Source organism: Achromobacter aegrifaciens (genome assembly GCF_902859965.1).
In the GTDB taxonomy this organism is placed as follows: Bacteria; Pseudomonadota; Gammaproteobacteria; order Burkholderiales; family Burkholderiaceae_B; genus Achromobacter; species Achromobacter aegrifaciens.
This window is the reverse complement of record NZ_CADIKO010000002.1, coordinates 1219509-1231840: the sequence shown is the minus strand read 5'-3', so window position 1 is coordinate 1231840 and position 12332 is coordinate 1219509. Positions and strand designations below refer to the sequence as shown.

Annotated in this window: 18 protein-coding genes; 1 reads left to right on the top strand and 17 read right to left on the bottom strand. The window is 65.1% G+C overall.

Annotated elements, in window-relative coordinates:
- Positions 1–20: 20 nt before the first annotated feature.
- The 13 genes from HV793_RS16900 to HV793_RS16840 all read right to left on the bottom strand — a co-directional run bounded on the left by HV793_RS16900 (position 21) and on the right by HV793_RS16840 (position 10284).
- Positions 21–662, bottom strand: coding sequence for a DUF2239 family protein (locus tag HV793_RS16900; protein ID WP_175213607.1), 642 nt, complete (start codon positions 660–662; stop codon positions 21–23).
- A 200-nt stretch (positions 663–862) separates the two neighbouring features.
- Positions 863–2053 carry a tyrosine-type recombinase/integrase gene (locus tag HV793_RS16895; protein ID WP_175213606.1) on the bottom strand — a complete coding sequence of 397 codons (1191 nt, stop codon included), beginning with the start codon at positions 2051–2053 and terminating at the stop codon, positions 863–865.
- Between the two features lie 236 nt (positions 2054–2289).
- Positions 2290–2481 carry a conjugal transfer protein TraR gene (locus tag HV793_RS16890; RefSeq protein ID WP_175213605.1) on the bottom strand — a complete coding sequence of 64 codons (192 nt, stop codon included), beginning with the start codon at positions 2479–2481 and terminating at the stop codon, positions 2290–2292.
- 10 nt (positions 2482–2491) lie between these two features.
- On the bottom strand, positions 2492–2671 hold the full coding sequence (locus HV793_RS16885; protein ID WP_175213604.1) for a hypothetical protein: 180 nt from the start codon (positions 2669–2671) through the stop codon (positions 2492–2494).
- Positions 2671–3123: a DUF3310 domain-containing protein gene (locus HV793_RS31115; protein ID WP_244958657.1), complete on the bottom strand. Its 453-nt coding sequence runs from the start codon at positions 3121–3123 to the stop codon at positions 2671–2673. Before HV793_RS31115 ends, HV793_RS16885 begins: the two co-directional genes overlap by 1 nt.
- Positions 3124–3125: 2 nt before the next feature.
- Positions 3126–4523, bottom strand: coding sequence for a DEAD/DEAH box helicase (locus tag HV793_RS16875; RefSeq protein WP_175213603.1), 1398 nt, complete (start codon positions 4521–4523; stop codon positions 3126–3128).
- Positions 4520–4999 (bottom strand): hypothetical protein, encoded by a 480-nt coding sequence (locus HV793_RS16870; RefSeq protein ID WP_175213602.1) that lies wholly within the window; start codon positions 4997–4999, stop codon positions 4520–4522. Before HV793_RS16870 ends, HV793_RS16875 begins: the two co-directional genes overlap by 4 nt.
- Positions 4999–5874 (bottom strand): hypothetical protein, encoded by an 876-nt coding sequence (locus HV793_RS16865; protein ID WP_175213601.1) that lies wholly within the window; start codon positions 5872–5874, stop codon positions 4999–5001. Before HV793_RS16865 ends, HV793_RS16870 begins: the two co-directional genes overlap by 1 nt.
- A 1-nt stretch (position 5875) precedes the next feature.
- Positions 5876–6175 carry a PDDEXK family nuclease gene (locus HV793_RS16860; RefSeq protein ID WP_175213600.1) on the bottom strand — a complete coding sequence of 100 codons (300 nt, stop codon included), beginning with the start codon at positions 6173–6175 and terminating at the stop codon, positions 5876–5878.
- Positions 6168–6338 (bottom strand): hypothetical protein, encoded by a 171-nt coding sequence (locus tag HV793_RS16855; protein WP_175213599.1) that lies wholly within the window; start codon positions 6336–6338, stop codon positions 6168–6170. The genes HV793_RS16860 and HV793_RS16855 overlap by 8 nt, the downstream gene beginning before the upstream one ends.
- Before the next feature lie 3 nt (positions 6339–6341).
- Complete coding sequence (locus HV793_RS16850) at positions 6342–7343, bottom strand: DUF7666 domain-containing protein (RefSeq protein ID WP_175213598.1); 1002 nt, start codon at positions 7341–7343, stop codon at positions 6342–6344.
- Between the two features lie 56 nt (positions 7344–7399).
- Entirely contained in the window at positions 7400–8017 is a 618-nt protein-coding gene (locus HV793_RS16845) for a DNA polymerase III subunit beta family protein (RefSeq protein ID WP_175213597.1), read from the bottom strand.
- Positions 8018–8085: 68 nt separating this feature from the next.
- Complete coding sequence (locus HV793_RS16840; protein ID WP_175213596.1) at positions 8086–10284, bottom strand: DNA polymerase family A protein; 2199 nt, start codon at positions 10282–10284, stop codon at positions 8086–8088.
- Between the two features lie 35 nt (positions 10285–10319).
- Between HV793_RS16840 and HV793_RS16835 the strand changes: the two genes are divergently transcribed.
- Positions 10320–10583 (top strand): hypothetical protein, encoded by a 264-nt coding sequence (locus HV793_RS16835; protein WP_175213595.1) that lies wholly within the window; start codon positions 10320–10322, stop codon positions 10581–10583.
- 2 nt (positions 10584–10585) lie between these two features.
- Here HV793_RS16835 and HV793_RS16830 read toward each other — a convergent pair whose 3' ends face one another.
- The 4 genes from HV793_RS16830 to HV793_RS16815 form a co-directional block, all read right to left on the bottom strand.
- Positions 10586–10831 carry a hypothetical protein gene (locus HV793_RS16830; protein ID WP_175213594.1) on the bottom strand — a complete coding sequence of 82 codons (246 nt, stop codon included), beginning with the start codon at positions 10829–10831 and terminating at the stop codon, positions 10586–10588.
- Positions 10828–11118 (bottom strand): XkdD/Y8K6 family phage-associated protein, encoded by a 291-nt coding sequence (locus HV793_RS16825; protein WP_175213593.1) that lies wholly within the window; start codon positions 11116–11118, stop codon positions 10828–10830. The genes HV793_RS16830 and HV793_RS16825 overlap by 4 nt, the downstream gene beginning before the upstream one ends.
- Complete coding sequence (locus HV793_RS16820; protein ID WP_175213592.1) at positions 11115–11483, bottom strand: HNH endonuclease; 369 nt, start codon at positions 11481–11483, stop codon at positions 11115–11117. Before HV793_RS16820 ends, HV793_RS16825 begins: the two co-directional genes overlap by 4 nt.
- A 229-nt stretch (positions 11484–11712) precedes the next feature.
- Complete coding sequence (locus HV793_RS16815) at positions 11713–12312, bottom strand: ssDNA-binding protein (RefSeq protein WP_175213591.1); 600 nt, start codon at positions 12310–12312, stop codon at positions 11713–11715.
- Positions 12313–12332: the final 20 nt, after the last annotated feature.

Below are 12332 nucleotides of genomic sequence, written 5' to 3'. Positions count from 1 at the left end.
AGGCCGCACCCGGACACGGATCAGCCCGCGGCGGCTTCGTCGGGCGCGCCCCATGCCAGACCCATGGCGTAGCCGCGCACATCTTCCGGCCATCCGGCGATCTGCTGCGTAAAACGCCCGCGGTCGTTGGCGTACAGCGCCCGCGTGGCTTCCTCGAAACCGGGCAGGTTGCCGGCCATGCTGGACATGAACCGGTATGCAGCCTCCTGGCGCTCGCGCCGGCGGTCCTGCGCCTCGTTGTCGCGGCGCGCCTGTTCCACCAACTTGCGCAAGACGACCGAAGCGCCGCCGGGCTGCGCGCCCAGCCAGTCCCAATGGCGCGGCAACAGGGTTACTTCGCGCGCCACTACGCCAAGCTTCGGACGGCCCCGGCCGCGCGGTTGCGCGTCATCGACGAGGCTGGCGGGCGCTTCAGGCGCAGCGGCGGCCGGGTCAATGCGGACGCGGTGGCGCTCCGCGATGGCGGCATGGTTTCCGCTCAGGTCCAGATCGACCTGTTTGCCGGACAGGTCATCGAATACGAGGATGGTGGCGTCGTGGCCTTCGTCCATCGCCTGCCTGACCGCGAGCGCCACGTCGGAGAGGGCGCCGGCCGCAAGAATGCGATGACCCACGAAGGCGGTGTGCGGATCGGCGGGGAGGGGGGAGATCGGGTTGTTCATTTTTATCCGGGTGAAATTTGCGGATGAATTATGATCCGGGTAAAAATGGATGTCAATACACCCGGGTAAAAATATAGAAACGAAAAATGCACCACCGTGAGGTGCAGAAATATCCTTGTGGACCTAGGGTCAACACCTAGAAATGCCGCGACGGCCTGCCACAATTTCCGCCGCAAAATCATCTGCTTACCCGCAGAATCTCAGGCCACCAGCTTTAAGCTGGGGGACTTTTGGGGTATCGCCTTTGCCCGCATTTCGCGCATCAAGGCCCACAGATTGAGCGATTCGCCCTCGTCGTGTCGCTGGTTCATCTGCTCAAGGGCGTCGTAGATCTCGCACAACTGCGCGACGGCATAGTGGTGCGTCATGTTGTTGCTGCCCTGGGTGTGCCACAGGATTTCGTTCTGCGTGCGTTCGGAAACACCGGCCGCGCGCAGCCGCATCCCTACGGTGTGCCGAAGATCGTGTACGTGCAGGTCGTCGAGTCCGGCCTTCTCCCGGGCGGCTACCCAGTAGCGGTTACCCATCTTCGTGATAACCGCGTACTTCGGTGGGCGGCCCGGGCGGGTTTGATGGGGGAAAACGAATACCCGTTCTGGGTGCAGGCCACGCTGGGCGTCAACCAGTCGTTGCGCGACCGAGTTGCAGACGATCAGACGTTCCGACTTCCGGCCCTTCACGAACTCCCGCGGCACCACGAAAATGGACACCTCCAGGCCAGGCCGGATACTGACGCGAACCTCCCAATCCCAGCTGAGATTGCTGACGACGTTGCTGCGCACCCCCGTGTTCAGCACGAATTCGGCCATGGGCTTGAGGTAGGGGGCCAGGTGCTGCAAAAGGCGCTCCTGCTCTACCCAGGTGATCGGACGGGGCTGGCGTTGATCTGACAGCGGCAGCATCGTGATCTTGGGCGCATGCGGTAGCCACGTGGCGCCGTTTTCAAACTGCCATTTCGATACCGCCCGGCTGAGGATCGTGCGCACGCACTCCAGGGCGTTGTTGATGGTCTTGTTCTTCCACTTCGCCCGGCGCCGATCGATGATGAAGTCTTTGAGGACGGCATCACACAGCTTGTCGATTGTTAAAGAACCGTTCCATTCCACCAGCGGTTCGAGCATGTAGGCGTCGGTCACGACCGACGGCATGCCCTCCTTATCCTTGAGCAGCTGCGTGGCCGCGTCTTCCAGTGTGACCGGCACCCGTTTGTTGGGATCTGCCAGAAACTGCAGGGAGACACGGATTGCTTCACGCTGCGCCGTCAGGTAGTCGGTTGCCGCTGCTTGGCTTTCGAAGCCGCGCTTGCGAATGCGCTGTTTTTTGTACTGGGCGTCGACCTCGAAGGTACCGTCACCAGTCGCGTAGACGCCGTTCGTTTTTGAACGTCCCATTGCTTCACCTCTGTGATAGAAGCGGGACACTCATTACCCGCGGGCAGTTTAACCGCTTCCTTGTAGTCGTCCCAGGCGGCGTCCAGGTCCGCGCGCTCGTAGATGATCGACGGCCCGGCGCGCGTGCCCTTGCCGGCCAGTCGTGGCGCGATGTTGGTGTCGAAGAACCGGCGCCGCACGCCAAGATAGGTCTGGGCTTCCTGGATGGTGAATCCCCGTTTTTCCATGTCGCACCCCTACGGCAACTTGTACCGATCGCGGCAGGGCGCGCAGGCGCCCGCCACCAGGCGGCCCGACCATTCGCCGCACAGGTCGCATTCGCCGGGCTCGCCCTTGGGCATGGCCGCAGCGCGGACACTGGCGGCCGCTTGGCGCGCGGCGGCTTCGCGTTCGATGTGGTCGCCGGCTTCGTCGATGATGTCAGCCATGCTGTTCTCCTTAAGTTTTGCCGTTCCACTTCGCGCGGCGCTGTTCCGTGCGCAGCTCGCGTCGCAGCCGCTTGATTTCGTCGCGGGCCTCCCGCATTACGGGCGCCAGCCAGCCCGGGTTCTCCTGATGGGCACAGTTGATGGCCGCCTGTAGCCGGGCCAGCAGTGGCGCTTTCTTTGTGGCTTTCATCAGTTGTCACCCAGCAGGTGGTTGATATACCAGCGCGCCTTGCGCAAGTCCTCGTGCCCGTTCTTGCGCTTCCAGCGCCACAGGTACTTGATGGCGTTGGCGGTGCACGCGGCCTCGATCCCTTCCAGTCCGGTCGTGGCGGCCGCGATCGCGTCGATGCACTCGATGCCGCCGGCCGTGTAATGAGCCGGGTGATTCACTGTGTCGGTACGAGCGTCGGCGCCGGCCGCCGAGACGGGCATGCCGCCTGTCGTGTAGCGGGCGTCGAGCGCTTCCAGATCAGCTTTGGCCTCGGTGAGTTCAGGCCTCGTCGCCAGTATTTCGGTCAGGCACTTGCGAAGCCCGGTTACCTCCCAAGGCCGTAAGGGCAGGGATTTCTTCAGCTTATGCAGCGCGTGCTGCGCAGGTGAACTATCTTCAATGAATGGGGCGAAGGGTGCAGGTTCACGCATGGTTATGCTCTCCTTTTCAGGGCTTCGAGCAGCAAGTCCTGGACTTCCCGCTTGGTTTCGATGCGCGCCAGCACGATCTCGTCGACCGTGTCGCGCGCCAGGATGTAGTGGATGAATACGGGCCGGTCGTGGCCGGCCTGCATCTGGCGAGTGGGCCCGATGCGTTCGATGATCTGCTGGTGTTCCTCCAGGTTCCAATTCACGCTGAAGAACACCAGGATGTTGCCGCCGTCCTGTAGGTTCAGGCCGTGGCCGGCGCTGGCGGGGTGGGCGAACAGGACTGGAATCTTGCCGGCGTTCCAGTCGCGGAGCGTCTGCGGATCCTTGTCGAGCTGGCGACCCTTCGGAAATGCCTTAAGCAGGCGCGCCAGGTCGGACTTGAAGTGGTAGGCCACCAGCACCGGCATGCCGGCCGCTTCCTCGATCACCTCGTCCAGGGCCTGCAGCTTCACGTCGTGGACCTCGGCCCACTGCGTGCCGTCCTCGCCGACATACGCCGCGCCGTTGGCCAGCTGCAGGCACTTCATGGTCTTGGCCGCGGCGTTGAAAGCCTCGACCTCGTGTTCCCCGATCTGGGCGAACATGGCCTTTTCCATGTCGGTGTACAGGCCACGCGCCTTGGCCGGCAGGTCCACCCGGATCAAGTTGACGATCGGCTCTTTCAGATCGAACCAGTCACGTGCGTCAAGCGACAGGCACAGATCGCGCATGGCGTCCTCGATCTGGTCCTGGGCGTAGGGAAGCGGCTCGATGCCGTAACCGTCAAAGGTGGGCCGGAACCAGCGCTGGCGGAACGCGTCGAACGTGCGGCCCAGGCGCTGGCCCTGGTCCAGGTACCAGGCCTGGCCCCACAGATCTTGCAGGCCGTTAGGGGAGGGTGTCCCCGTCAGTTCTATGAAGTGCGCCGCGTGCTTGTGCGCGACGCGGCCCAGCGCACGGGCGCGCTGCGTGCCCTGGCGCAGACGGAAACCCTTGAGCTTGGTGGACTCGTCGGCCACGATTTTGCGGAACGGCCAAGGCCGTTTCCAGCGGTCCAGCAGGTCAACCAGCCAGGGCAGGTTCTCGTAGTTGATCGTGAAGACGCTGGCCGAAAACCCAAAGGCGCGCAGCAGCGCCCGCTCACGCGCTTTCACGTCACCCACGATGGGCGTCACGTCCAGGTTGCGCAGGTGCTGCCATTTGGCAGCCTCGTCCGGCCAGGTGGACTGCGCCACGCGCAACGGCGCGCAGACCAGCACCGGGCCGGGCTCGACCAGCTCCAGGAGGTCCAGGGCGTTCAGCGTGGACACCGTCTTGCCCATGCCCATCCCGGCCCAGACGCCGCAGCGCGCGACGTCCAGGGCGTGGTTCGTGATCAGCGCGCCATACGGGCGCGCGGTGAAAGCGCGGCGGGTAGTCACTGGTCGCGATCCTTCTGCGCGCCCGATTGCGCCGCTATGGTGCGCTTGTAGTGCGCCACCACATCCCGATATAGGGCCCGGTGCAGGCTCTCTATGCTGTTCCCCAGCCCGGTATAGTCCCAGGCCATATGCGTGCCGCTCATCGTCTTGAGAATTTCGAACGATGGTTCATCCGCGTCGCTGGTCTGATCGTGCGACCATTGCCTAGCTATTGTGTAGGCGACGTTCACGTCTTTCGCGCTCTGTTTCCCCTGGGTAAGGAGGTCGAGATAGCGCTTCTCGGTCAACGGCTCTATCCAGTACGTTTCGCTGTTTCGCGGAACCCAGTGTTCTGTGATGCCTTCCGGGGATGCGTATCGAGTCTTGTAATCTCCGTCTTCGGTGTATCCCACCACGACGACAAGATGCCAATCATCCCCAGGCCAGCCTAGTCGGGCAACGCAAACGGTACCCGGCGCAATGACTTTCCGTCCCATTACATGCCCTCCGGCTTGATGACCGGACCGCCGTTGTCTGGCTCGGTCGGGCGGCCATCGAGGTGGTATTGCGCGCCCGGTTGCGCGGACAGGGCGGCGTCGATCACAGACTGCGCGTGCTTCCGCATGGCGACGCGCCCCGGTTCAGGTAAATGCTCCCAGGGATACCCCGTGAATTCAGTCATCGCCTTCGCGGCGGCATCCAAGTCGATGCCGAACCAGCGCACCGCCTCGCTGGCCTGGGGCGCGGCAGGGACGCTGCGCTTGCGCGGCTTACGTTCGTTGAGCTCCGCACGTGCGTACTGCTTGAATCCAGCGAGTTCCCATTCGTCGGGCTCGACATTGGCCGCGTAGTCGAGCATCTTCTTCAGGTCGCACGCTTGCACGACCTCGCGCCAGATGGTTGCCGCGTCGTGGCCCGTGATTACCTGGAGCGCAACGCAGACGCCACCACTGAATCCCAGGTCACTGCCGTGCTGGTGCCCAAGATCCCATCCCCTGCTAAAACCTCGGTCATGTTCGACCTTCAACTGCTGCGCCTCCCCGGCCACAGGGGCGCTTGCCAGGGCGGCGCGGGCGTATTCGCGCATCTGAGGCGCGACCCAGTATTCGTCGATCTTGTCGCCGCCCGCCAGCGCCATCATGCGAAGCGCCGGGGACGGCAAGGGCGGCAAGGGCGGCAAGGGCGGCAACGCGCGCCCATCAGCTACAGGGGCGCCGGCCGCGCCAGCGCCGGCCGGCGCGCCGAAAACGCCCGTCAGCATCTTTTCGTGCATGGCTTCGGTGTTGCAGGTCGGGCAAATGCCGGGGCCGCCGCAGCGGGCCCGAGCGCCGTCCGCGCGGGGCGTGACCCAGCCGTGTTTCGTGTCGCTCATGTCATGCCTCCCGGGCCAGCGCATCCACGCCGGCGATGCTGTCGACCACTTCTACGCGAAAGCCCAGCTTGCGCAGGCGCGCATGCTCGCGCTCCTGCGCCGCGGTGGCGGCTTCGCCGGTGGCCTTGAACTCGATGAATTGGACGTAGCGCGCGACGAGGGCCTGGTGCTCCGGCGGGATCGCGCGCAGGCGCAGCCGGTCCGGCACATTGCGCCGGCCGGGGCTGGTGAACTTGTAGGGGAGGTCGCCCTGCGCCTTGAACATGGCGACCCCGTACTGCTCGATGCTGGACTCACGCATAGCAAACGCTCCACACGTCGCACAGGGCCATCGCGACCAAGTCAAAGACCAGGTAGCCCAGGACGCCCAGGCACACCAGCGCGCAGAAGACCGCGCACGCCGTGTCCAGGCGCCCCAGCGGGGGCAAGAGAGGGAATTCGTCGTCATCGTGGCGCTGGTGCATGGCCTACTCCTGGTCGTCGGGAACTTCGATGAACGCGCCGTCTGCCGCCAGGCGGTACCAGGTGTCGGGCTTCACGCCGTCCTGGCCCGCGATGGCGCTGCGGATGCGCACGAGCTTGAAATCGTCATCGCGGTAGCACAGGACGATGGCGCTGCCAGCGCAGGCCCGGGCGCGGCCCTTGTAACCCGAGGCCATGGCCACCGAATCCGCACCCTCAACACTGGCGGCCGAGTAGTTGCCCGTGTTGCTGGCGGCCGAGCGGGCGCCCGTGTTGCTGGCGGCCGAGTAGTTGCCCGTGTTGCTGGCGGCCGAGCGGGCGCCCGTGTTGCTGGCGGCCGAGTAGTCGCCCGTGTTGCTGGCGGCCGAGTAGTCGCCCGTGTTGCTGGCGGCCGAGCCGTAGCCCGTGTTGCTGGCGGCCGAGCCGTAGCCCGTGTTGCTGGCGGCCGAGCGGGCGCCCGTGTTGCTGGCGGCCGAGCCGTAGCCCGTGTTGCTGGCGGCCGAGCGGGCGCCCGTGTTGCTGGCGGCCGAGTAGTCGCCCGTGTTGCTGGCGGCCGAGCCGTAGCCCGTGTTGCTGGCGGCCGAGCCGTAGCCCGTGTTGCTGGCGGCCGAGTAGTTGCCCGTGTTGCTGGCGTGGGAACGCTCTTCGGTTGCGGTCGCGCCGTTCGCCTTGTCCACGCGCGCCATGATCCACTCGACGGCGGACTTGATCAGCTGCGGAACCTTGATTTCCGCCTCGATGGTGATCTTGCCGCTGGCCAGCTTCGTGTCGCCGCCTTCCTTCCGGTCGATATCGCCGTGCGCGACCACCACGGCATAGCGGCTCTCGGCCGGCGCGTAGTAGCCGAACACGTCCAGCGGGTACTCGCAGCTGTGGAAGCCGCCCGAGGCGCAGCGCACGACCTTGCCGTCGTGCTCGTAGGTCTTGCCCAGCTCGTACTGGTAGCCGCGGCAGGCGAGGTTCTTGTCGAAGCCCTTGAACGCGGTGATGCGGGTGTCGTTGCTCATGTTGCGATCCTTGGTGTTGGTTGTTTGCTACAGAAAATTGCCTATTTGCTAAACATTCAGACGAGCCAAGACGGCGCGGGCAAGGCCACCGGCTTCTTGTCAGCCTTGTGAATCTGCGGCATGAGCGTGGCGACAAATTCGGGCTGGCCCTGGATCAGTGCGCGCACGGCGCCGCGCTGGCCTGCAAAGGCGAGCTGCGGTGCTGCGGCCGCGCCTTTCTTGCTTCCCATCAGCACGGCGGCCTTGGCAACGTCGGCCAAGTAATCGGTGTTCAGTGAGGCGCCGACGCCATCCAGCTTTGCCTCGCGCGGTAGCACGCGGCGCCAGTCGGGGAATTGCCCATCGCCCGCGGCCCAGGTGATCCTGTTGCCGAAGTAGGCGAGCGTGCCGCTGCGCAGGTCGTCGGCAAGTTCCACGACCATTGTTGCCATATGGCGGTTCGGCTTGACCTTGGCGATAGCGTCATTCGGGACAATGACCCGGGTGCCGACCGGCAACACCGCATCTTGGCGTACACGCATTGCATGCATACGGTGTCCGTCGGTGGCCACCAGATACAGGCCGTCCTTTGCCTGCTCGATCAGCATGCCGTTCAGGTAGTAGCGGATGTCTTGCTGCGCAGCCGCAAGAGCGACGGCCTTGAATGCGCCTACGGGGATTTCGACGTTGGCCATGTTGATGTCCTTCTGCGGTTGAGTGTTGAGCAAATATTAGCAAACGCTAAATTAAAAGGTCAACAAATTTATTCTTTGCGATAACGCAACGCTTCGAAGCCAGCTGCGGCCAGGGGGATGTCGGGCGCCCACTCGGGCGGCGTGGCCATCAGGCTGGCGAGGTGCGCCGCGTTGAACTCCGGGCGGTCCGGGGCTTCGGTGATGATTTCGTCGTGCACGGTAAGCACGATCCGGTAGCCATTTGCGTCCAGCCCCTCCATCGCCACGGGGGCTTGGAACTCCACGCCGTCATCGTCACGGACAGTCCCGCATATCGGCCGCCACGATTCCACGGCCGGCATGTTGTGCGCCAGGATGTCGCGGGCCAAGGACTGGCAGGCGTTCTCAAACAACTTGCCGCCGTAGCTGTGCAGGCGCGTCCACTTGCGGCTGTACTGGTTCACGCCCATGTACGAAAACTTGCCGTTGTCGTCGACCTGGGGGGAGGGGTAGCAGAGGAACCGGCCGGACGGCATGCGGATACGGAGCCAGGCGCCATCGCGACGGACGCGAAACCGGCCGCAGTCGATGGTCGTGCCCGGGTTGCGCGTGGCGCGGATAGCGGACTCTTCCAGCATGCCCCACAGCGCCTCAATGCCCTGGTGCCCACGGCGCCATGCCCGCTTGAAGCTGTCGCACACGATGAAGGCGCGTTCGGACAGGCCGAAAGTGCTGCGGCGCTTGCGCACCGTCCAGTCGTACATGCCCTTGGCCTCGTCGCGGATGTCATCGGGCAGGCCGGGGTAGGCGTCCTCGGCCATCTGCTCGATGTCGAATCCGTAGGTGAGCGCCCCGGTCAGGAACGCACCGACGCCGCCCTGGTACGCCAGCATCAGTTCCATGACCTTGCCGATTTGACGCATGGTTTTGTCCACGTCCTCCGGCCGCACGCCGAAGGCCTTGGCGTAGGCAACCTTGTACAAGTCGGCGCCGATGCCGGCGTCGAAGTCGCGAAACGCCTGGAGCTTCCAGGACTCGCCGGCCAGCCATGCCGCGACGCGCCCTTCGATGTTGGCCAAGTCGGCTACCACCAGCTTCTTGCCGCGCGGCGCCACGATGCAGCCGCGGATGGCGGCGCTGGCCACCTCCATGACGTTGTCATAGATGAGGTCCGCCGCGCCCGCCTTGATGGCGTCGATGCCGAAGTCGATCTCGTCCTGCAGGGCCTCGTCGCGCAGCGTGCCGATCTTCGGGCGCGGCAGGTTCTGCGGCTGCCAGAGACGCCCGGCCCAGCGCCGCGTGCGGCCAGCGCCGGCAAACTGCAGCAGGCCGCGCAGCCGACCGTCCGCGCTGGCGCCGTTGATGAGCCGTTTGTACTTGCTGGTGCTGGACGTGCTGGCCTGCAGGCGGATCGCCAGCAGTTCGCGCAAGGCCCAGGGCAGCGCCTGGTCCTCGATGCGACGCTCCAGGGTGCTGGCCTGCAGGTCCGGCAGCTCGACGCCGTACTCGGCCAGCAGGTGCGCCAGCAGCTTGTCGCGCTTGGTGGCCGACTCCACCGCGCCGTCGGTCAGCTCCAGGGTGCGCGCGGCCAGATTCTTCTTGGCCCGCTCCACCGCCGTGACTGCGGCCTGCGCCAGCTCCCTGTCCACCAGCACGCCGCGCTGGTTGATGCGCTGGTCCAGCAGCCACAGGTTGAACTCTTCGCCGCTGTAGTTCCAGGTGGGCATCTTGCGGTAGATGACCCGCATGGCCTCGATGTCCTGGCCGGCGTACTCCACGAACTGCGCCCACTCGGCAGGGTGGGTGTGGCGCGTCGCGCGGCGCAACGCCATATTTTTGGGCCGCGGCTTGCAGAACAGCTGGATGAAGCCCTTGCCGGTCTTCAGCTTGCGCTGGTCCATCGGCACGTTCATCACCTCGCACAGGATTTCAAGGGCGCCGGGCAGGGCGTGCGTGTAGGCCTGCACCATCGTGTCCCACCACGCTGCCTCGGGGATCGTGGCGTGCAGCGCGGGTTGCGCGTGCTTTAAGATCGTGCGGTCGAACATGCCGCCGTTGTGCCAGACGTGGCGGGTGGCCGGCCGCTGCAAGATATCGACCAGCGCCGCGGGCGGCTTGGGGTCGGCCGTCACGTCCCAGACGCGCACGGGCTCGTCCTCGAGCGCGTATGCCCAGAGCAGAATCTCGGCCTTCTCGGCGTAGGCGTGCGTGCCGTAGGTCTTCAGGTCGCGGTCGCTGAAGGTTTCCAGGTCGTGAAAGGCGGTGGCCGTGAACTGGGGGGCTGTCATATACTGGATGCTCAATAATTGATCGGGACGCCACCATGAGCGCGCTGCAAATCGCCTACCTGGCCGCCGGCCTCGTCACCGCGGCCGTGCTGTACCCGTGGCTGGTCCGCCAATTCGGTGATCAGGCTCGCAGCATGTTGGCCCGCGTCGCCTACTTCGGCGTGGGTGTCGTGCTTGCGTGGCCGATCTTCGCCATGCTGCCGATAGGGGGGTGGTTTGAGCGGCGCGCGCAGGCCAAAAAGGACGCCCGGGAAAGGGCGTACCGGGCGCAGCTTGACGCGATGAATCGGGCGCGCTGAGGTCATTCTTCGCGCGCCTTGAGCATGGCATCAGCGAGGGCGTACGCACTCTCCGAAATGTCTTTGGCGTAGCGCTTGGCGGCGAGGTCGATGTTGATTCGGCCGGAACTGAGCGTTCCTTCGAGCGCCTTAGCCGCGAAGTAGTCGCGCAGCGTCATGCCAGCGCGGCCGTGCAAGAACTCGCCGTTAGGCAGCCCGGAAAGACCGGATTCAGGGAAGGCGGGGCCGCCGTCGTTGATCGTGCTCATTGCTGCTCTCCCTTGGCCTTCGCGATGGCGGCACGGGCGGCGTCAAATTCGACGGTCGCGCGGTCGGCAACGCGAAGAACGCCTTCAATAGCGGCCAGAAGCTCGGGGGCCGCAGAGATAAGGTGGGCGTTCGCATCGCACTCGGCCCTGTACTCGGGCCGGTGGGGGTCGCCGTTGTTGACGCCCCAGGTGGCGGCGACCTTGCGTCCGTTGTTTGCGCGCACGTCGCAGCCGAATCCGCTTGCGGTGTCCCGATGCCATGGTCCGGGCGTGTGTTTGGTCGTCATGCTGCTTTCCTAAAGGGGGTGTAGTGCCGGCCTTCGGCCACGCACTGTTGAACGTTCTTGCGCTGTGTGCCGCCCAGCAGGTGGGCCGGGTTGCAGCACAGCCGGTTGTTGCAGAGGTGCATCACGACGCTTTTGCTGTTCAGGCGACGGCCGCCCATCTCGACCAGCGCCACGCGGTGCGCCAGCGCCGACTTCACCTTGCCCTTGCGCGGGCCTTTCTTGAATCGCATGTTCATCTTTCCGTAGCCGGAAGCGTTGCGTGCGCCGATCCACAACCAGCAGGGCGTGCCGTTGTGCGACAGCTCATCGGAAATCATGGTGTTGGCCAGGATGCGCTCGGCCAGGTTTGCGTAGGGCGATGCCACGGTGCGTCCTCGTGCTGAAAGGGGTGTGGACCATGCCCCGGATTGCCGCCATTTCTATTGCCGGCTTCCAACGGATTGCGCGTACTCACCAGCGCCGTAATCAACATGTGCGGGCGGAGCTGGGTTGCGATCCGGGGCGTTGGCGCCGCGTGGTCCTGATCGCGGCTGAGGATGGGAAGCCCCCGCTATCGCACGGCGCCGGGGAGAGCGGCGCCGTGAGGGTGTGGGGTTAGGCCAGGTCGTCGCCGGCGTCGGAGCCGTCGCCCAGGTCGTCGAAGTCGTTGGCGTCGCCCTTGCTGGTGCCGCCGAAGGAATCGCCGCCCTTGGCGAACTGCACGCCGTTCACCGTGCAGCGGATCGTCTTGCCGTACTTGTTGTCCTGGGCCCACAGGTCCACGGTGGCGTTGACGTAGCAGCCCGAATAGATGCGGCCTTCCTTGCCTGGATATGCGGTGCCCTTGGCGGCGTCGATGATCGGCGACTTGTCGGCGTCCAGCAGCAGCGGCATGCCGTCCTTCTTCTGGCGCACCGCGCCCAGGGCCATGTTGCCCTCGAAGCCGTCATAGGCCTTGCGCTTGCCCGGGTAGTAGCAGACCTCTTTCGGGTTGCCCGTCTCCAGCAGGTTGTCGACGATGGCCTTACCCTTGGCGCCCCACTTTTCCGCCGCGGCGGCATACATACCGTCCTCGATGGTCTTGCGGGCGGGGTGGCCCTGTTCGGGGATGAGGAAGGTGCAGCCGTAGCGCTCTTCCTGACCAGCTTCAAAGGCCTTGGCCTCGGTCAGGCTTTGGGCAAAGGCGACACGGACGTTGCTCAGTTTGACTTTCATTTTCAGGTTCCTTATGGGTC